The sequence below is a fragment of the Trueperella bernardiae genome (genome assembly GCF_001469025.1).
Taxonomy (GTDB): domain Bacteria; phylum Actinomycetota; class Actinomycetes; order Actinomycetales; family Actinomycetaceae; genus Trueperella; species Trueperella bernardiae.
In genome coordinates, this window is record NZ_LNIZ01000005.1 from 157,336 (window position 1) to 176,319 (window position 18,984).

An 18,984-nucleotide genomic window follows, 5' to 3' on the forward strand; every position below is an offset into this window, starting at 1 on the left:
GGTTCATCATGGCAAAGGAACGCGTAGTCCTCGCATACTCAGGCGGGCTCGACACCTCGGTGGCGATCGGCTGGATCGCCGAGCAGACCGGGGCGGAGGTCGTCACGGTGGCGGTCGACGTCGGGCAGGGCGGCGAGGATCTGGAGGTGGTCCGCCAGCGAGCCCTCGACTGCGGTGCCGTGGAGGCCTACGTGGCTGACGCCCGCGATGAGTTTGCCGAGGACTACTGCATGCTCGACCTGCAGGCCAACGGCCTGTACATGGAGGCCTACCCACTCGTGTCGGCGCTGTCCCGCCCGCTGATTGTTAAGCACCTGGTCACGGCGGCCCGCCAGTTCGGCGCGGAGACCGTGGCCCACGGCTGTACCGGCAAGGGCAATGACCAGGTGCGCTTCGAGAACGGCATCACTTCGCTCGCCCCGGACATGAAGTGTCTCTCGCCCGTACGCGACCTGGCGCTCACCCGCGAGTTCGCGATCAACTACGCCGAGAAGCACAACCTACCGATCGAGACCACGAAGTCCAACCCGTTCTCCATCGACCAGAACGTGTGGGGCCGCGCGATCGAGACCGGCTACCTCGAGGACCTGTGGAACGCGCCCACGAAGGACGTTTATAACTACACCGATGACCCGGCCTACCCGCCGCTTCCGGACGAGGTCGTGATTACCTTCGAGAAGGGCATCCCGGTGCAGATCGACGGCCGGGACGTCACCCCGCTGCAGGCGATCGAGGAGATGAACGCCCGCGCGGGCGCCCAGGGCATCGGCCGGATCGACATCGTTGAGGACCGCATGGTCGGCATCAAGTCGCGCGAGATCTACGAGGCGCCGGGTGCGGTGGCGCTCATCACGGCTCACCGCGAGCTCGAGCGCGTGACGATGGACCGCGAGCAGGCGCGCTTCAAGGAGCGCGTGGGCCTGCGCTGGTCGGAGCTCGTCTACGAGGGCCAGTGGTTCTCCCCGCTCAAGCGCTCGCTTGACGCGTTCATCAAGGACACCCAGGAGTATGTGTCGGGCGACATCCGGATGGTCCTACACGGCGGGCGCGCCGTGGTGACGGGCCGCCGCTCGGATACCTCGCTGTACGACTTCAACCTGGCCACCTACGACCAGGGCGACACGTTCAACCAGTCGCACGCCCGCGGCTTCATCGCGCTAACCGGCCTCACCACCCAGCTGGCCGCAGCGCGCGACGTGAAGTTCGGCAAGGGCGAGGCGATGCCGAAGCTCAGCCTCTCCTAAGTGAAACGGGGGCGAAAGTGGCGCGGGAGACCGCGCCACTTTTGTTGCCCCCGCTACGGCGTGGCAGTGGGGTGGAGGATGGGCGCGCACGGACGTCACCAACGGCAAAAATAGGGAAAACCAACAGTCTGGCCCTTTTTCGGAGGTTAGGGTAGGCTGCCCTTGGTTAGCTCGCGGTTGATGTGCGCACACCACGCCGGCCGTTTTCACCGACCCGTTGGGTCCGAATTGATTGGAGATTACATGCGCGAACGTTTCGGACGCATAGTTGCCGCGCTATCATTTGGCGCGATCACAGCTACTGCGTTTTCGGCGATTCCGTCTGCGATGGCGGTATCACACCTCGACGAGGACATTGCACAATCGGCAGATGCATCGTGGCATTCCGTCATCGTCGTGATGGACGACCAGCAGGAGGCGGATGGTGCACCTGCGAGAACCACGCAGGAAAAGACTGACCACGTTGAGAATCTGGTCGATATGGCGGCAACCTCTCAGCAGGCCGTCCTTGTCGCGTTGGCCGAGGCGGAGAAGGCTGACAAAGCACAGAACATCGAGTCGCTGTTCGTGGTCAACGCAGTCACTGCCACAGTGACGAAGGAAGTCGCTATTGACCTGGCAAAGATGCCTGGCGTCAGCGAGGTCCTTGCTGATCAGAAGATCGAAGCCGATCCGGTGGTCGACGATTCCGGTGCTCGCATGTCGAGTGTCGATGGGTCTGCTCCCATGCACCTCCCGTGGAACCTTCGTCAGATTTCTGTCACCGAGGGCCTGCTCGGCGAGTATGCCGGCGAGGGCATCACGGTGGGAATCATCGACTCCGGTGTCGATATCACCCACCCGGCACTCAAGGATAAGTGGCGCGGAAACACTGGTGACAAAGCTGTGAGCTGGTTCGATACGGTCGGTTCGGAGACCGAGCCGGTCGATTCCACGGGCCACGGCACGCACGTTGCCGGTACGATCCTCGGCTCGGACCCGAGCGGGACCGGATCCCTTGGAGTGGCTCCCAAGGCAAACTTCATCGCTGCGCGAGTCTTTGACGAGAACGGCGATACGAGTGATTCGCAGCTGCTTAAGGCAATGGAGTGGATGCTCGCCCCGGTTGACAGCAACGGGGTCAAGCACCCGGAGCTCGCTCCGCGCGTCGTCAACAACTCGTGGGGGAGCTCGGCGGCCAACCACCTCATGCGCGATGCGCTCAAGGAATGGCGCAGTGCTGGTATTCTCCCGGTGTTCTCGGCCGGTAACCAGGACTTGAATAACTTTGGTGGCTCCGGCTCGATCAGCCAGCCTGGTTCCTTCCCGGAGGCGTTCGCCGTTGGCGCGCTGCGTTCCGACGACGTCGTGGCGAGGTTCTCGCTTCGCGGCCCGTCGCGGTACACCGATCAGGTCAAGCCCGATATTTCGGCACCCGGTGTCAACATCCGCTCGGGCTGGAATAAGCAGACGATGAAGATCTTGACGGGTACATCGATGGCTGCTCCGCATGTGACTGGTGTTGCCGCCCTCGTCTTGAGCGCCAACCCGAATCTCACGGTTGACAAGCTTGAAGAGATCCTGCGTCAGTCCGCTACGCCCCTAACCGATGCTCAGCACGTCGAGGCCCCCAACCACGCCTACGGCGCCGGTAAGGTCAACGCTGCCCTCGCGATTGATATGGCGAAGGTCGATTCCACCATCGGCACTGTCCAGGGCAAGGTCTACGTTCGCGGTGTCGATGCCGGTGCGCCGGTGATCACGCATAACCCCATCGGGGTTTTCTACCACGCCACCACAACTAACGTGACCGCACAGGTGGCTGACGACACCGGCATTGCTTCCGTTACTCTCAAGCTGGCTAACGCAACCGGGGAACGCACTGAGGCAATGACGCTTATCGAGGGCACGAAGGTTGACGGAACATATGGATTCGTCATTTCGCCGAACACGTTGAAGTCCGATGACGTTTCTTACCAGATCTGTGCCACCGACCGTACGGAGAAGGAAGCTTGCACGCTGGTGCACCGCTTCGAGCAGAAGGACGCCGTCACTGTCGGGTGGGCTGAGGACTTCGAGTCTGGCGTGGCCGGCTTCGAGATGAGCGGCGAGACGCCGATGTGGGCGTGGGGAAGGCCCGCAGAGTCGCTGAAGAAGCCGACCTCGGGCGAAAAGCTCGTGGGCGTTGGCCTCGACGGCAAGGGATACCCGGGCCTGTCGGACGCTGTGCTGCTGACCCCGCCGATCGGCCTGAAGGACGACCAGCCGGCAGCGTTGACCTTCAAGCACTGGTACGACCTCGATAACTATGCGTTTGCGGTGTACGACACCGCCGAGGTCTGGGTTGGCGAGGTCGGCTCCGATGGCGAAGTCACCTGGGAGACCAAGCCGCAGTTGCTGTTCAAGAACACGTCCGACTGGCAGCGCGGGTATGTTGACCTGACGAAGTATGCGGGCAAGACCGTCCGGGTCATGTTCGGCATGCGCGGCGCGTGGAAGTCCGAGCACGCCACCGCCGGCTGGTTCATCGATGACATGGCGCTCGAGGCGATCAAGACGACCACCGTTCCGAAGGTGGACAAGGAACTCGCGATCAACAAGTACGCCTCGGGCCGTACGGTGGTTGACTTTGCCCCGATTAAAGACGAGACGATCAGCGCCTACCGCCTATACCGCGCTCACGACGACGGAACTTTCACCCGCGTTCAGGAGCTCACCGGCTCGGATATCGGCAAGTACTCGGTCACTTTCGCTGACTATCCAACCCCACAGCAGGGCACGTACTCGTACTACGTGACTGCCGTGGCGGGCGAGGCTGAGTCGGAGCCGTCGGAGATTCTCCAGCGCACCTTCACGATGGGCAAGGAGATCAAGAAGTTCGACTTTGAATCGGATGCCCAGGGATGGACGTCCGAGTCGGATAAGGGCACGGTGTTCGAGCGCGGCGTCCCGGCGCTCGAAGATATCGATGCCTATGGCAAGGCTCCGACGAGCACGCAGATGCGTGGGAAGAACCCGGACAGCCCGAACGTCTTCGCGACCGTCCTCAATGACTATCGCAAGTCCAAGGCCACCTACACCCTGATCTCGCCGGCCCTGGATCTGTCCGCATACAGTGACGTCACCATGTACTGGCAACAGTGGTTCAACACCCGCGGTCGTGTCGGTCACGATGAGTGGAGCACCTATGATGACGACATCGCGCACATCTACGTGCGCCAGAGTGAGGGAGAGTGGAAGGAGATCTTCAAGCTCGACGAGGCGAAGGTCGACGAGAAGGATCCGGAGGACAAGAAGACTCAGCTCCGCACCGCGAACGCCTGGCATGTCGACGGCGTGAAGATCCCGGCAGAGTATCTTGGGGCAAAGACCCAGGTGAAGTTTGAGTTGGTATCCGGTAGTGAATTGACCGACTTCGCCGGCGGCTGGTTCCTTGATGACGTCATGTTCGCAGATACGGTGGACGCCACGGTTCCGCAACCGAAGCTGACGGCGTCGACCTCGCTTGCTCTTTACGATGGCGATGAGCTGACGCTACCGTCGCTGGCGCTCACGCAGGCAGTGACGGACGTTTCCGCTACCGCCACCGACTCGTGGGTGCCCGCGGTGGGGGCGACTGTTGAGTTCGCCGAGCGCGGTACGAAGGTGGCCACTGAGGCTGGCACCGGTGAATACTCGCTACGTAGCCATGCGGGTGAGGCCTCGCTCATTGCGAAGGCACCCGGTTACAAGTCAGCGGTCGAGACGCTGCAGCTGGTTGACGGCAAGGCGATTACCCAGGACTTCTACCTGGAGAAGGCAAACGCCCAGAACGTCACGTTCACCGTCAAGAACAAGTCCGGTGAGAGCGTTGCGGATGCGCGCCTGAGTGTGTACGCGAAGGGGAGCACGGCACCCGTGCTCGCGGAATCGGCGCCAGAGCCCGTGACGGCAGAGCTTTTGCCGGGCGATTACACTCTGCGCGCGGGCGCTCCTGGGTACGTGGAAGTTGACCTTCCCTTGACAGTGGAGGAAGTCCAGCCGGCTCATGTTGAGATCGAGCTTGCCCACGCGGTTGGCGGAGAGTCTTCCTGGACCTCCTACGACACTGGCAAGGCTGGCGCCGGACTCACTACACTCAATGAGGGCAAGACCGCCGCCGTGCGCTTCGACGCGGACGCCGACGCTCATGTCACAGCTGCCCGTTTCTTCATCTTCCGTTCCACCGTGGCACAGGAGTTCGAGTGGGCGCTGTGGGAGAACGATGACCGCGACGGCCTTCCGGGCCGCGTGCTTGTGGGCCCGATGAAGGCGAGAGTCGACGCCGGTGAAGGCGGGAGCTGGGTGGAAGTCTCGACCCCGTACCCGATTCCGGTCCACGGTTCGTACTACATCTCTTACACACAGCTGGATGGCGGAAAGGACCGCATCAACCTGGGCGTGGATTCAAGCAGCGACGGCTCGGAGCACAATTTCAAACTGATCAATGATGCCTGGGTGAGCCCTGACGAAAACGGTCAGTTCATGATCAACGCTCAGGTGATGAGCGTGACACCCGACCAGCCGGGTGAGCCGGATAACCCTGGCACGACCGACACCGAGCCGCCGGTGTGTGCGGCAGTGGATCGTCCATCGATTCCGGCTAGTGGCACGGGTCTGTTGGGCGAGTTCACTGGTGATCGTTTTGCTGACCTGTGGGCGGTTGATCGTGCGGGTAACCTGCGCCGGTACCAGGGTGGCGCAAGTGGCGCGTTCTCGGGTGGTGCGATCGTGGATTGCGATGCTGGCCACTTCACTTCGATTGTTGCTATTCCGGATAAGAATGGTGATGGTCGTGGGGATGCGCTGGTGGGTTATCCGGATGGGAAGATGTTCTTCTACTACTCTCAGGGTGATGGTTTCCTGACTCAGGGCTCGCAGGTGGGTCATGGCTGGACAAACATGGACAACATTGTCTATGCCGGCAAGATGGGCTCGACCCAGACGGAGTATGTGGTGGCTCGCCACGTGCCGAGCGGTGATCTGTACCGCTACGTGCTGACCTCGCGGGGGATGAAGTCGGGTGTGAAGATCGGTCACGGGTGGGGGGCGATGAACGTCATTCTTGGCCCTGGTGATATGAACGGGGATCGGAATGCTGACATCGTCGGTATTCGTTCTGATGGGAAGATGTTCTTCTACGCCGGTGATCGTGAGGGCCAGATCAAGCTCACGGGCCAGATTGGTCATGGGTGGCAGAACTTTGTCGATGCCGTGATTCCTGGTGATGTCAATGGTGATGGTCGTTTTGACCTGGTTGGTATTCGCGAAGATGGCAAGCTCTTTACCTACTTCAATATGGGTAAGGGGTATTGGAATGCCCCGGTTGAAGGAGGCCATGGTTGGCATAACATCGCGTTGATCGGCTAGCACGGTCAACACTAGGGCGGGGGCTCGCGGACGGAGCCCCCGCCCTCTTCTTTACCCGGGTTGGCCGACAGAAGTCGTGAATATACCGGCTGCCGATTTCTATATGGGCCCGATGAGCAGAAGACTCACAAGTTGTGTCGAAGAGCTGCGCATAATGGCAGTCTCAGAGCGGCATTCCGCGCAGGTCGGTGCCAAGGCGCCGGTAGGCCACCGGCACGAGCGCGGCGCACCAGATGAGGCCGAAGGCGCCGATGGCCACGGTGGCCCACAGGCCCGCGCGCAGGCTCACGGCGGCCGTCATGCCCGACACCACGAACGGGCCCGCCGCGGTGCCGATCGCCACGATCGACTGCCAGATCCCGAGGAAGGCAGCGCGGTTGGTGATGGGGGACAGGTCGGCGCCCATCGTCATGACGATCCCGGCGCCAAATCCGTTGCCAAAGCCGAGGATCGCGGCGCCCACCACGAAGCCGAGCGGTGTGGTCCATAGGATCATGACCACGATCCCGATCGGCATGAAGACGAGGGAGGGCAGGAGCGCCCAGTGCCGACCGCGCCGATCCATAAGCGAGCCGGAGACGATGAACATCAGGGTATCGAGCAGGGCTGTCACGGCGAAGGTGGCGGTGACGAAGGTGGGCTGGAAGCCGAGGAAGGTCCCCCACAGTGGCACGATGACCGAGCGGTTGGCCCGTAGCACGTTGAGGCAGTTGATGCCGATCCCGAGGATGGCCGTGGCCAGCTTCGAGCGGTGTTCGAGCCCGCGGCTTCCCTCCTCGCTCTGGCCGGCGGAGACGCGCTTGCGCTCGGCGGCCGGGTCGGGCACCACGTAGGCGACGATGAGGGCGAGAGCCAAGAAGATGAGCAGGATGTTGAAGATGAACACGGACTGCAGCGCCCACGCGGTCAGCAGGGCCGTGGCCACCAGCGGGCCGATGAGCTGGCCGATCCGGATCATTCCGCCGAGCGTGGACAGGCCGCGGGCCCGCCACATGGGTGGGATGGACTCGGCCAGGTAGGCCTGCCGCGCGAGCGACCACGAATTCGAGCCGACCGCCAACAGGACGATAGCGAGCACGAAAACAGCGCGGGACGGCGTCGTGCCCGGGTACGCCCACGTCCACAGCAACCCGCCAAGCGCCACGAGCGCGGCGCCCGAGCCGGCGATGAGCGCGGACTTGTCGCCGATCCGCGCGATCAGCTTGCCTAGCAGCGGGGAGATGACGATCGAGACGAAGCCGAGCACGCCCACGGCTGCCGAGGAGCCGGCCTCGTCGAAGCCGACGTCGAGCGCGGCGAGGGCCAGGACGGGCATGACCGTGCCCGAGCCGATCGCGAAGATGAGCGCCGGCAGGTAGATGGGCAGGATGAGGCGGGTGATCGGGTTGCGATCGAGGAACTTAGCCAAGGTCGTGGCCCAGGGTTGCCACCATGACTGCCTTGATCGTGTGCATGCGGTTCTCGGCCTGGTCGAAGACCACGGAGGCGGCCGAGGAGAAGACGTCGTCGGTGACTTCGAGCGCGTCCATTCCGGTGGCCTCGTAGACCGCACGGCCCACAGCCGTGTTGAGGTCGTGGAAGGCGGGCAGGCAGTGCATGAAGATCGCCTCCGGGCCGGCAGCCGCCATGAGCGCGGCGTTGACCTGGTAGTCGTGCAGCGCCTCGACGCGCTCGTTCCACACGTCTTTGGACTCGCCCATGGACACCCACACGTCCGTGGCGACCACGTCGGCGCGCTCGACCGCCCCCACCTCGTCAGTGATCGTGATCCGGGCACCCGTCTGCTCCGCGAACTCCGCCGCGATGCGCTGGGCCTCGGCGTCGGGCTGGAAGGCCTGCGGCGCCACAATCCGCACGTCCATCCCGAGCATCGCGGAGGACACGAGCAGGGACCGGCCCATGTTGAAGCGGGCGTCTCCCACGTACACGTACGTGACGTCCTCGAACGGCTTGTCGACATGTTCGGCGATGGTGAGCGCGTCGGCGAGCATCTGGGTGGGATGCCATTCGTCGGTGAGCCCGTTGTAGACCGGCACGCCGGACCAAGCGGCCAGCAGTTCGACGTCGGACTGGTGGGCGCCGCGGAACTCGATCGCGTCGTAGAAGCGCCCGAGCACGGCCGCGGTGTCCGCGTAGCTTTCCTTGTGGCCGATCTGGGACGTGGTGCCGTCCAGCATGGTGACGTGGGCGCCCTGGTGGTATGCCGCCACCTCGAAGGCAGTGCGCGTGCGGGTGGAGGTCTTTTCAAAAATGAGTGCGATCGTCTTGCCCACTAGGCGCTGGACCTCACGCCCCTCGTAGCGTTGCCGCTTGAGGTCGGCTGCCAGTTCGATCAGCGCGCGCCACTGCGCGGGGGTGAAATCGGCCTCTTTGAGGAAGGAACGTCCGTGAAGTTCATGCATGTGGCCAGTTTATCCGCACGCACGCCCACGGGCGCGAGATTTCACCCCCGCGCGGGGGCCAATCATTCTGGTCAGACGGTTCCGGGCTGGGACTTCGCCGGGCCGTCTGGGTAGCCGTCCGGGTTATTGGACTGCCAGCGCCACGTGTCCTCGCACATGTCCTCGATCGTGAGCTCGGTCTTCCAGCCCAGCTCCTCGAGCGCGCGCGTGGGCTCGGCGAAGACCTCGTCGCGGTCCCCGGCGCGCCGCGGTGCGACCTCCTTGGCCAGCTCGTGCCCGCACGCCTTCTCGAAGGCGCTCACCAGCTCGAAGACGGAGGTGCCGCGCCCGGTGCCGAGGTTCCAGATTCGCACGTCCCACGGGCCGTCCATCATCTTTTCCAGGGCCACCACGTGGGCCTTGGCCAGGTCCACCACGTGCAGGTAGTCGCGAATGCACGAGCCGTCGCGCGTGGGGTAGTCGTCACCAAAGATGAGCAGCTTCTCCTGGCGGCCCGCGGCGACCTTCGCCACGGCCGGCATGAGGTTGTTCGGGATCCCGAGCGGGTTTTCGCCGATGCGTCCGGACTTGTGGGCGCCCACGGGGTTGAAGTAGCGCAGCAGGCCGAGTTTGAAGCCGTGGGCGTGGGCGATGTCGGTGAGGATGCGCTCGCCCGCCACCTTCGTGTAGCCGTAGGGGGAGAGGGAATCGAGGTGCTTCTCATCCTCCAGGAGCGGGAGCGGCACGTCGCCATAGACCGTGGCCGAGGAGGAGAAGACGATCTCCTTCGTGCCGGCGGCGATCATGGCCCGGGTGATGGAGAAGGTGGTGTTGAAGTTGTTCTCGTAGTAGTCGAGCGGCTTTTCCACCGATTCGCCCACGGCCTTGTAGCCGGCGAAGTGGATGACGGCGTCCGGGCGGGTCTTGAGGAAGATCTGGCGCGTGAGCTCGGGGTCGGCCAGGTCCGTCTTATACCATTCGAGGGAGCGCCCGGTGAGTTCCTCGAGGCGGTCGATCACGGTTTCTTTGGAGTTGGAAAAGTTATCGACGATCACGGGTTCGTGGCCCGCGGCGACCAGTTCCACGACAGTGTGCGAACCGATGTATCCGGCTCCACCTGCGACCAACACCTTCATTGCTCTTCCCTTCTCTCGGTGTGTCTTCTATCCTACTCCCGGCGAAGAATGCCCGCACTGGCCTGGCTTCTTTGGCATGATAAATGCATGGAACATCTGGCTTTATGGGGCGGCCGTTTTAGTGGCGCGCCCGCGGACGCACTGACCGAGCTTTCCCGCTCCACTCACTTTGACTGGCGCCTGGCACGCTACGATATCGCTGGCTCGCGCGCGCACGCTCGCGCCCTGCATAAGGCCGGCCTCCTGTCCGACTCCGAGTTGTCCGGGATGCTTTCCGCCCTCACGCTTCTCGACGACGACGTCGCCTCTGGTGCGTTCGGCCCTCGGCCCGACGACGAGGACGTCCACACGTGCCTCGAGCGCGGCCTCATCGAACGCGCCGGTGCGGAGCTCGGCGGGAAGTTGCGTGCCGGGCGTTCGCGCAACGACCAGATTGCCACCCTCATCCGGATGTACTTGCGCGACCAGGCCCGCCACATCGGCGGCCGGCTGCTCGACGTCGTCGACGCCCTCATGGCCCAGGCCGAGCGCGCGGGGGAGGCGATCATGCCCGGGCGCACGCACATGCAGCACGCCCAGCCGGTGCTCGTGGCCCACCAGCTGCTCGCGCACGTGTGGCCGATGCTTCGCGACGTCGGCCGGCTGGTTGATCTTGACATGCGGCTGTCCGAGAGCCCGTACGGTTCGGGGGCGCTGGCCGGCAACACGCTCGGCATGGACCCGCAGGCCGTGGCGGCGGACTTGGGCTTTGCCACGAGCTCGCCGAACTCGATCGACGGCACGTCCGCGCGCGACCTCGCCTCTGAATTCGCTTTCGTCATGGCGCAGATCGGCATCGACCTGTCTCGTATCAGCGAGGAGATCATCATCTGGAACACGAAGGAGTTCTCCTTCGTCACCCTCGACGACGCGTTCTCCACCGGATCGTCGATCATGCCGCAGAAGAAGAACCCGGACGTGGCCGAGCTCGCCCGTGGCAAGGCCGGCCGCCTCATCGGCGACCTCACTGGTCTGCTCGCGATGCTCAAGGGCCTGCCGTTGGCCTACGACCGCGACCTGCAAGAGGACAAGGAGCCCGTGTTCGATCAGGTGGACACCCTCGACGTGCTGCTGCCCGCCGTGGCCGGCATGATCGCCACGATGGAGCTCAACTATGAGCGGATGGCCGAGCTCGCCCCTCAGGGCTTCTCGCTCGCCACCGACATCGCCGAGTGGCTCGTGCGCCAGGGCGTGCCGTTCCGCGAGGCCCACGAGATCTCGGGCGCGTGTGTGGCCACGTGCGAGAAGCGCGGCATCGAGCTGTGGGACCTCACAGATGACGACTTTGCCCGGATCGACTCGCGCCTCACGCCCGCTGTGCGCGAGGTGCTGAGCGTCGAAGGATCCGTGGCCGCGCGTCGTGGGCGAGGAGGAACCGCGCCCGAGCGCGTGGCCGAACAGCGCCAGGAGGCCGCACGTCGCGTGCTCGAGCTACGCGAATTCACCAACTCCCGCGTTCACGCCCGCTAAACGCCGCTAACCACGACGGTCGCCCGCCTGAAGCGCCAGGCGGGCGACCGTCGTCGTTGGCTCAATTGAGCGGCGGGAATGCCTCGAGGGAGAACACGCGCTCGAGGGGGAGGTCGAAGAATGCGGCGATGCGCAGGGCCAGGTGGAGGGAGGGGGCGTACTCGCCGCGCTCGAGGTAGCCGATGGTCTGGTAGTGGACGCCCATCGCTTCGGCGAGCTCGCGCCGGGACACGCCGCGTTCCGTGCGCAGCAGCGCGATCCGGTTGTATACGACGTCGTCCTTCATCAGATTCCCATGGTGTTCTTCAGGTTTTGCTGGGCGCGGGCCACCGTGCCCAGGCTGACCTTGCTAAAACTCAAGACTATCGCCTTGCGCGCCACGATCATGCCAAGGAAGAACCACGCGGCGAGCACACCGCTGGAGAGAGCCACGTTCTCGGCCCCGCCGAGGAAGACCCAGCGTGAGACCACGCCGCCGTGGTAGATCGGCAGCACCTTTGAGACAGCCTGGAGCCAGCCGGGCAGGGGGTCTAGGGGGAAGAAGATCCCCGAGATTGCCATGAAGCCCATGAAGAGGAGCATCCCGATGATGAGCGCCGTGGCGGTCCGCGTCAACGCGCCGATGATGAAGCCCAGCGGGGCCGTGGCGGCGAGCGTGAGGATGAGGAAGGGGATGGCGAGCGCTACCTTGTCCCACGTCAGGGCGAAGCCGGGGATAAAGAAGAGGGTGGCGAGGAGGAGCAGCACCTGGGAGACGAGGATGACGCCGGCCGAGGTGATCAGCTTTGCCGTGGACCAGATCTTCACGCCCTGGGGGAGCGTGCGCACCCGCAACAGCGTGCCGGCCATGTACTCGTTATATATCTCCGCCGCGATCTGGTAGGCCACCATCGCCGAGAATCCGACGAGTGAACCGGCGATGAGGTAGTGGCCCACGCTCACGTCCATGCCCTCGACCAAACCCGTCAGCCGCCTGCCGAGGAACGTCCACAGCGCCGGGATGATGAGGATGTTGAGAGCGGACAGGCCCAGGAGCTGCGGACGCAGATCCGCCAGAGCCTGAATCCTCACTGCCTTACCAAAGTGTGACATCGCTATCCTTTCAGTTGCGTTTGTGGCCGACCAGATCGAGGTAGGCGTCTTCGAGGGTGGGCCGGGTGATGGTCAGGCCGGTGATGGCCGCCAGGTCGAGCGTTGCCACGAACTCTTCCACGTGCTCGGTGGGGTGGACGTGGCGCGTGTCACCCTCCACCCACGTCACCTCCGCCGGGCGCACGAACTTCTCGCGCAACTCGGTGGCGGTACCCTGAGCTGCGACTACGCCGTCGTTGATGATGGCGATCTTGGTGGAGAGCTTTTCGGCCTCCGGCAGGTCGTGGGTGGTCATGAGGACGCCGGTGCCGCGGTCGGCGGCGTCGGCGATGAGGTCGTGGATTTCGAGCTTGCCGGCCGGGTCAAGCCCGGTGGTCGGCTCGTCGAGGATGAGCAGGTCCGGTGATCCGATGAGCGCCGCGGCGAAGTCCGCCCGCCGGCGCTGGCCACCCGAGAGCTGCCCGAGGCGCTCGTTCTTTTTCCCGGTCAGCCCCACGCGCGCGAGCAGATCGTCGATGTCGCGGGTGGGCCGGCCCGCCGACTTGAAGGCATGCTCCATCCAGCCCAGCTGGTCGCTCACGCGCCACTTGGCGTGGTCGGTCCAGTGCTGCTGGACCAGCCCGATCCGGGTCCAGGTGGGCCCGTCCGTGAACACGGATACGGTTCCCGATACCGGGGCGTAGGTGCCGAGGATCACCTCGATGAGCGTGGTCTTGCCGGCGCCGTTGGGGCCGAGCACGGCGAGGAGTTCGCCGGCGTCGAGGCTGAGCGAGACGCCCTTCAACACCTCGTTCTTGCCGTAGGCGAAGTGTAGGTCGGTCACTGTCAGCATGAAACCTCCTTGTTGTCCTAACAGCTCTAACCGTAGTAGGAATACTACATCACGTCAACGACGTGCGCCGGACTGTCCGGACGCAGCGGCGGCGACGGCGTCGTGAACGCGGGCAGAATTGAGGCAAGAGAAGCAGTTGAGGCAAGATTGATGTGGTTCGCCGCCGCGGCGAGCGCAAAGGAAAGGGAATGAAGTGACGGACGTCCTCGAAGAACTGCAATGGCGTGGGCTCATCGCCCAAACCTCCGATATTGACGAGTTGCGCAAGGCGCTCTCGGAGGGGCCCGTGACGTTCTATTGTGGCTTCGACCCGACCGCGGCCTCTCTCCACCACGGCCACCTCGTGGCGGTCAAGGTCATGCGCCACCTGCAGATGGCCGGCCACAACCCGCTCGTGCTCGTGGGCGGCGCCACCGGCCTCATCGGCGACCCGCGCGCCAAGGGTGAGCGCCAGCTCAACACGAAGGACGTGGTGGCCGGGTGGGCCGAGGCGCTGCGCGGCCAGCTGGAGAGCCTGCTCGACTTCGAGGGCTCGCACGCGGCCCGCACGGTAAACAACCTTGACTGGACCAACGAGCTGTCCGCGATCGACTTCCTGCGCGATCTTGGCAAGTACTTCCGCATGGGCACCATGCTGAACAAGGACATCGTGAGGCGCCGTCTCGAGTCGGAGGAGGGGCTGTCATACACCGAGTTCTCCTACCAGATCCTCCAGGCGAATGACTACCTCCAGCTCTACCGCCGCTACGGCTGTACGCTCGAGGTGGGCGGGGATGATCAGTGGGGCAACCTCGTGGGCGGGCTCGATCTCATCCGCAAGACCGAGGGGGAGTCGGTGCACGTGCTCACCAACCCGCTCATCACCAAGGCCGATGGCACGAAGTTCGGCAAGACCGAGGGTGGGGCCGTGTGGCTCAACCCCGACATGCTTAGCCCGTACAAGTTCTACCAGTTCTGGCTGAATACGGCCGACGAGGACGTGGTGCGCATGCTCAAGGTCTTCACGTTCCTCGATCGGGATCGGATCGAAGAGCTGGAGACCGCAGTGGCGGAGCGTCCACAGGCCCGCGAGGCACAGCGCGTGCTGGCCGAGGAGGTTGCCACGTGGGTGCACGGCGCCGAGGCCACCGAGCGGGCCAAGCAGGCCTCGCTCGTGCTGTTTGGCAAGGCTGAGCCGGCGGGTTTGGATGAGCGCACGCTACTCGACGCCACGGCCGAGCTGCCTTCTGCCGAGGCGCGCGTGGGCGACGCCGTGGTGGACGTGCTCGTTTCGCTCGGGCTGGAGAAGGGCGCGGGCGCGGCGCGGCGCACGATCGCAGGCGGTGGCGTCTACATCAACAACGTCAAGGTTGAGGACGCCGGGCGCGTGATTGACGCGGGCGACGTGTTGCCGGGTTCGCTCGTGCTTCTGCGCAAGGGGAAGAAGAACCTGACGGCGATCCGCGTGCTGTAGGACACTGTTAGGAAAGGCGCCGGGGGAGTCCCCGGCGCTTTTTCGTGCCTTGACCTGGTCAAAAGTCCTAAATTGTGGCACGGCGAAAAAGATAATTTGATAATACCGAATCTAATAAGGGTTCCCTAAGAGAAAGTTAGCCATGTCTATTAAACGATTCCTTGCCCTCGCGTCGGCTTCGGTCCTTGCACTGACCATGTCGGCATGCTCGCAGGAAGACACTGGTTCGGATTCCGACGGCAAGCTCACCATCGTCGCCTCCACCGGCTACCTCGGGGACGCGGTCAGGAACATCGCTCCCGACGCCGACCTCACCGTGCTCGTCGGCCCCGGCGGAGACCCCCACACCCAGGAGCTCACCACCTCTGACACCGCGAAGATCGGAAAGGCGGACCTGGTGGTGTGGACCAGCCACGACATGGAGCACAAGATGATGGCCCAGTTCGACAAGCTGGGCGACCGCCAGATCCCCGCGGGCGAGGCGATCCCCGAAGCAGACCTCCTTCCCTGGGAAGAGGACGGCCAGATCGAGGGCCACGATCCCCACATCTGGAACGACCCGGTGGCCTGGCAGCTCGTGGTGACCGCCACGGCTGAGAAGATCGCAAAGATCGACCCCGACAACGCCCAGACCTACCGCGACAACGCCGCCGAGTACAACGGCAAGATTCAGGCCATGCACGAGGCCGCCAAAGCCGAGTTCGACAAGATCCCCGCGGAGCGCCGCACACTCGTCACCGGCCACGACGCCTTCAACTACCTCGGACGCACCTACGGCCTCGAGATCCACGCCACCGACTTTGTCTCGTCTGAGTCGGAGATGTCGGCCGTGCAGATCAACGAGCTGGCCACCCTCATCGCCGAGAAGAAGCTCCCCGTCATCTTCGCCGACAACCTCAAGAACCCCGAAGTCATCAAGCACCTGCAGGACGCCGTCAAGTCCGCCGGTTGGGACGTGAAGATCGCCGACGAGGAGCTCTTCGCTGACACGCTCGGCGTGGAGGCCCCGGTCGACACCTACCTGGGCGCGTTCCAGCACAACGTCGACGCCATCGTCGCTGGCCTCAAGTAGTCCGCGACACCTTGATCGCCGGAAGGAGAAACAGTGCACTTAGAGATCTCATCCTTGACTGCGGGTTACCGCGACCGCGTGGTACTCCACGCCGCCAGCATGTCCATCGATACGGGCCAGATCATGGCCATCCTCGGACCGAACGGTGCGGGAAAATCCACGCTCATCAAGGCGGCTCTAGGTCTCGTTCCGCCTCTGGCGGGCTCCGCCTCCTTCTTTGGCGAGCCCCTTTCCACCGTGCGGCATCGCGTGGGGTATATGCCGCAGGTGGCTGCGGTGGACTGGGATTTCCCGGCCACCGTGGGCGACGTGGTGCTCATGGGCACCTACGGCAGGCTCGGGTGGCTTCGCCGCCCGAGCCGCGCCCAATACGTGCTGGCGGATGAGGCGATGGATCGACTCTCAATCACTGACCTCGCCGACCGCCACATTTCCGAGCTCTCCGGCGGGCAGAAGCAGCGAACCTTCCTTGCGCGCACGCTCGCCGGAGAGCCCGACCTCCTTCTGCTCGATGAGCCTTTCGCCGGCGTCGATATCGCCTCCGCGCTCGCCATCACCGACGTGCTCCGCGGGCTTGCGGCCGAGGGCCGAGCGATCGGCGTCGTGCATCACGACCTGGGAACGGTCAAGGACTTCTGCACCCACGCCACCCTCCTGCGCGAGGGCCGGGTGGAGGCGACCGGGCCGCTCGACCAGGCCTTCACGCCCGCGACCATCCACCGCGCCTACGGGCTGGCGGAGGTGATCCCGGAGTGAGCCTCGCTGAATTTTTTGGCACCTACGCCTTCCGCACCACCGCGATCGGCACGACCCTCATCGGCGCCCTCGCCGGCGCGCTGGGGGCAATCCTTTATCTGCGCCGGCAGTCGCTGGCCTCAGACGTCGTCGGGCATTCCTCGCTCGCCGGCGTCATCAGCGCCTTCGTGATTGCCACGTTGCTCGGCTTCGACGGGCGTTCCATCCTCGTATTGACCGTGGGTGGGACGATCGCCTCCGTCCTCGCACTCCTTTTGACGAACGCGATCGCGCACCAGCGGGTGGGGATCGACGCCGCCATGGCAATCTCGATGGCCATCTTCTACGGCGGGGGCATGATCGGCCTCTACCTCGTCAACCATTCCACCCTCCCGAACCGCGGCGGCATCGACAGCTACCTTTTCGGGAACGCCGCCACCATGCGCCAGGTTGACATCATCACCGTGGCCTTCCTCGGCGGGATCGCTATCCTCGCCCTCCTGGCCTTTTGGAAGGAAATCAAGCTCTACTGCTTCGATGAGGTGGCCGCCCAGGTCCAGGGCTTCGCGCCGCGGAAGATGGAGGCGCTCGTCATCATCACCGCCACCGTGGCGATCGTGGTGGGAATCAAGGCCGTGGGCATGATCCTCGTGGTCGCGTTCGCGATCATGCCGCCGGCGGCCGCCCGCCAATTCACCACCTCGATGTCCGGGCTCGTGGCCGGCTCGGCGCTGATCGGGGGAGTCTCCGGACTCGTCGGGGCCTACTTCTCCGTGACCGCCGGGCGCGTTCCTACCGGCCCCGTCGTCGTTCTCATTCTCTTCGCCGTCTTCATCCTCGCCCTGGTCTTCTCCCCGCGGCGGATGTCGCGCCGACGCGCTGCGCGGGTTCGGAGGGCCGTCGCATGACATTCATTCTTTCTGTTCTCTTGCTCTCACTCACGACTGCGATCACGTGCGCCTTGCCGGGCACCTTCCTGGTGCTTCGCGGGCAGTCGATGTTGGTGGACGCGCTCTCGCACGCCGTCCTTCCCGGGATCGTGATCGGCGCGATCGTGTCTGGCAGCACGCATTCCCCGCTCATGACCTTAATTGCCACGGCGTGCGGGCTCATCGTCGTCGTCGGCGCGGACAAGCTCAAGGGCTCGGGGCTGCTTGCGGGAGATGCCAACCAAGGAGCGATCTTCCCCGCGCTCTTCGCGCTCGGAGTGCTGTTGCTATCCACGCGCCTATCCAACGTCCACATCTGCACCGACACCGTGCTCGTAGGCGACCTCAACCTCATGGCCCTACCCTCCGAGCACCTTTTGGTGGGCCGCCTCGACCTCGGTCCGAACATGATGTGGCTACTTTTGGGGGTGGCCGCGGTGAACGTGGCTTTCATGGTGGTGACTTACCGCGTGCTCCAGGCATCCACCTTCGACCGTGACTTCGCTGTCGTGTCAGGCATGCCTGTCAAGATCGTCGACACCGTTTTTATGATCCTGGTTGCCCTCACCGTGGTGGCGGCCTTTAACGTGGCGGGCGCGATCCTCGTTATTGCGCTCATGGTGGTGCCGGCTGCGACAGCGCTGCTGTTTTCGCGCAGCCTCAAGACTATGCTCGCGGCTTCCCTGGGGGTTGCGGTGGCTTCTGCAGTGGCTGGCTTCCTTATCGCCTGGCTCGCCGACGTTCCCACGACGCCGACCATGGCCTTCGTCGACGGCGTCATTTTCGTCGTCCTCATGTACCTCAGAGCGGCGCGCGAGAACCGTGCGCGCAAGGTGGCCGAGGGTGGTGTCTTCGAAGAACTGGCGGAATCTCGCGGTTTGAGGCTGTGACCAGTGACACCGTTCGTGAAATTGACGCCTGCGCCGTTCATGCGTAAAGTATCTATTCGTTGCCACGGAGAGCGACACAAACCCAAAGACGCAAATTCTTGAGGTGAGTCGCGCTCGACGGAGTCAAGACCTCGAACGATTTTGACACTGGGCAACGGGAATGCTAAGCTAGCGTTCCTCCCTTCGGAAGTTACCGCTCAAACGGTGGTTTTCGGATGTGGGTGTGTTGTTTGATATCTCAATAGTGTGTCAGCTTTTTATGTTGTGTTTTTTGCAGCTGGCCTTTTTGGTTGGTTGTGTTTTTTGCCAGTTTTTCTGGTTGTTTGAGTCTGTTTGTCAGGCTT

The 18,984-nt window shown here is 64.0% G+C and carries 14 protein-coding genes; 8 read left to right on the plus strand and 6 right to left on the minus strand.

Features of this window, described 5'->3' with window-relative positions; all coding sequences use genetic code 11:
• Positions 1-8: 8 nt before the first annotated feature.
• Both AQZ59_RS06400 and AQZ59_RS06405 read left to right on the plus strand, forming a co-directional pair.
• Positions 9-1,244, plus strand: a complete 1,236-nt coding sequence (locus AQZ59_RS06400) for an argininosuccinate synthase (RefSeq protein ID WP_062613839.1) — start codon at positions 9-11, stop codon at positions 1,242-1,244.
• A 327-nt stretch (positions 1,245-1,571) separates the two neighbouring features.
• Positions 1,572-6,611: a S8 family serine peptidase gene (locus tag AQZ59_RS06405; protein ID WP_062613840.1), complete on the plus strand. Its 5,040-nt coding sequence runs from the start codon at positions 1,572-1,574 to the stop codon at positions 6,609-6,611.
• Between the two features lie 163 nt (positions 6,612-6,774).
• Here AQZ59_RS06405 and AQZ59_RS06410 read toward each other — a convergent pair whose 3' ends face one another.
• The 3 genes from AQZ59_RS06410 to galE all read right to left on the minus strand — a co-directional run bounded on the left by AQZ59_RS06410 (position 6,775) and on the right by galE (position 10,128).
• Complete coding sequence (locus AQZ59_RS06410) at positions 6,775-8,019, minus strand: MFS transporter (protein ID WP_062613841.1); 1,245 nt, start codon at positions 8,017-8,019, stop codon at positions 6,775-6,777.
• The gene (argF, locus tag AQZ59_RS06415) at positions 8,012-9,013 is read right to left on the minus strand and encodes an ornithine carbamoyltransferase (protein ID WP_062613842.1); all 1,002 of its coding nucleotides are present in this window, start codon (positions 9,011-9,013) and stop codon (positions 8,012-8,014) included. The genes AQZ59_RS06410 and argF overlap by 8 nt, the downstream gene beginning before the upstream one ends.
• A 71-nt stretch (positions 9,014-9,084) precedes the next feature.
• Positions 9,085-10,128 carry a UDP-glucose 4-epimerase GalE gene (gene galE, locus AQZ59_RS06420; RefSeq protein ID WP_062613843.1) on the minus strand — a complete coding sequence of 348 codons (1,044 nt, stop codon included), beginning with the start codon at positions 10,126-10,128 and terminating at the stop codon, positions 9,085-9,087.
• An 87-nt stretch (positions 10,129-10,215) separates the two neighbouring features.
• On the opposite strand from galE, the gene argH reads away from it, so the two are divergent.
• Entirely contained in the window at positions 10,216-11,637 is a 1,422-nt protein-coding gene (gene argH, locus AQZ59_RS06425) for an argininosuccinate lyase (RefSeq protein WP_236698682.1), read from the plus strand.
• A gap of 61 nt (positions 11,638-11,698) precedes the next feature.
• Here argH and AQZ59_RS06430 read toward each other — a convergent pair whose 3' ends face one another.
• The 3 genes from AQZ59_RS06430 to AQZ59_RS06440 are packed head-to-tail and all read right to left on the minus strand — an operon-like array spanning position 11,699 to position 13,561.
• A complete protein-coding gene (locus AQZ59_RS06430; RefSeq protein WP_062613845.1) occupies positions 11,699-11,923 on the minus strand; it encodes a helix-turn-helix transcriptional regulator in 225 nt (74 codons plus the stop codon).
• Positions 11,923-12,708 carry an ABC transporter permease gene (locus tag AQZ59_RS06435; RefSeq protein WP_160326879.1) on the minus strand — a complete coding sequence of 262 codons (786 nt, stop codon included), beginning with the start codon at positions 12,706-12,708 and terminating at the stop codon, positions 11,923-11,925. The genes AQZ59_RS06430 and AQZ59_RS06435 overlap by 1 nt, the downstream gene beginning before the upstream one ends.
• Positions 12,709-12,739: 31 nt before the next feature.
• Positions 12,740-13,561 carry an ABC transporter ATP-binding protein gene (locus AQZ59_RS06440; RefSeq protein WP_062613847.1) on the minus strand — a complete coding sequence of 274 codons (822 nt, stop codon included), beginning with the start codon at positions 13,559-13,561 and terminating at the stop codon, positions 12,740-12,742.
• 193 nt (positions 13,562-13,754) lie between these two features.
• Between AQZ59_RS06440 and tyrS the strand changes: the two genes are divergently transcribed.
• The 5 genes from tyrS to AQZ59_RS06465 all read left to right on the plus strand — a co-directional run bounded on the left by tyrS (position 13,755) and on the right by AQZ59_RS06465 (position 18,640).
• Positions 13,755-15,014: a tyrosine--tRNA ligase gene (tyrS, locus tag AQZ59_RS06445; protein WP_062613848.1), complete on the plus strand. Its 1,260-nt coding sequence runs from the start codon at positions 13,755-13,757 to the stop codon at positions 15,012-15,014.
• Between the two features lie 142 nt (positions 15,015-15,156).
• Positions 15,157-16,086 carry a metal ABC transporter substrate-binding protein gene (locus AQZ59_RS06450; protein WP_062613849.1) on the plus strand — a complete coding sequence of 310 codons (930 nt, stop codon included), beginning with the start codon at positions 15,157-15,159 and terminating at the stop codon, positions 16,084-16,086.
• A gap of 33 nt (positions 16,087-16,119) precedes the next feature.
• The gene (locus AQZ59_RS09640; RefSeq protein WP_062613850.1) at positions 16,120-16,842 is read left to right on the plus strand and encodes a metal ABC transporter ATP-binding protein; all 723 of its coding nucleotides are present in this window, start codon (positions 16,120-16,122) and stop codon (positions 16,840-16,842) included.
• Complete coding sequence (locus AQZ59_RS09645) at positions 16,839-17,729, plus strand: metal ABC transporter permease (RefSeq protein ID WP_062613851.1); 891 nt, start codon at positions 16,839-16,841, stop codon at positions 17,727-17,729. The genes AQZ59_RS09640 and AQZ59_RS09645 overlap by 4 nt, the downstream gene beginning before the upstream one ends.
• Positions 17,726-18,640: a metal ABC transporter permease gene (locus AQZ59_RS06465; protein ID WP_070808058.1), complete on the plus strand. Its 915-nt coding sequence runs from the start codon at positions 17,726-17,728 to the stop codon at positions 18,638-18,640. The genes AQZ59_RS09645 and AQZ59_RS06465 overlap by 4 nt, the downstream gene beginning before the upstream one ends.
• Positions 18,641-18,984: the final 344 nt, after the last annotated feature.

What these genes read in the sequence shown, in the direction of transcription:
- AQZ59_RS06400 (WP_062613839.1), top strand. Translation starts at nt 9, where the DNA reads ATGGCAAAGGAACGCGTAGTCCTCGCATACTCAGGCGGGCTCGACACC.
- AQZ59_RS06405 (WP_062613840.1), top strand. Translation starts at nt 1,572, where the DNA reads ATGGCGGTATCACACCTCGACGAGGACATTGCACAATCGGCAGATGCA.
- argF (WP_062613842.1), bottom strand. Translation starts at nt 9,013, where the DNA reads ATGCATGAACTTCACGGACGTTCCTTCCTCAAAGAGGCCGATTTCACC.
- galE (WP_062613843.1), bottom strand. Translation starts at nt 10,128, where the DNA reads ATGAAGGTGTTGGTCGCAGGTGGAGCCGGATACATCGGTTCGCACACT.
- argH (WP_236698682.1), top strand. Translation starts at nt 10,216, where the DNA reads ATGGAACATCTGGCTTTATGGGGCGGCCGTTTTAGTGGCGCGCCCGCG.
- AQZ59_RS06430 (WP_062613845.1), bottom strand. Translation starts at nt 11,923, where the DNA reads ATGAAGGACGACGTCGTATACAACCGGATCGCGCTGCTGCGCACGGAA.
- AQZ59_RS06440 (WP_062613847.1), bottom strand. Translation starts at nt 13,561, where the DNA reads ATGCTGACAGTGACCGACCTACACTTCGCCTACGGCAAGAACGAGGTG.
- AQZ59_RS06450 (WP_062613849.1), top strand. Translation starts at nt 15,157, where the DNA reads ATGTCTATTAAACGATTCCTTGCCCTCGCGTCGGCTTCGGTCCTTGCA.
- AQZ59_RS06465 (WP_070808058.1), top strand. Translation starts at nt 17,726, where the DNA reads ATGACATTCATTCTTTCTGTTCTCTTGCTCTCACTCACGACTGCGATC.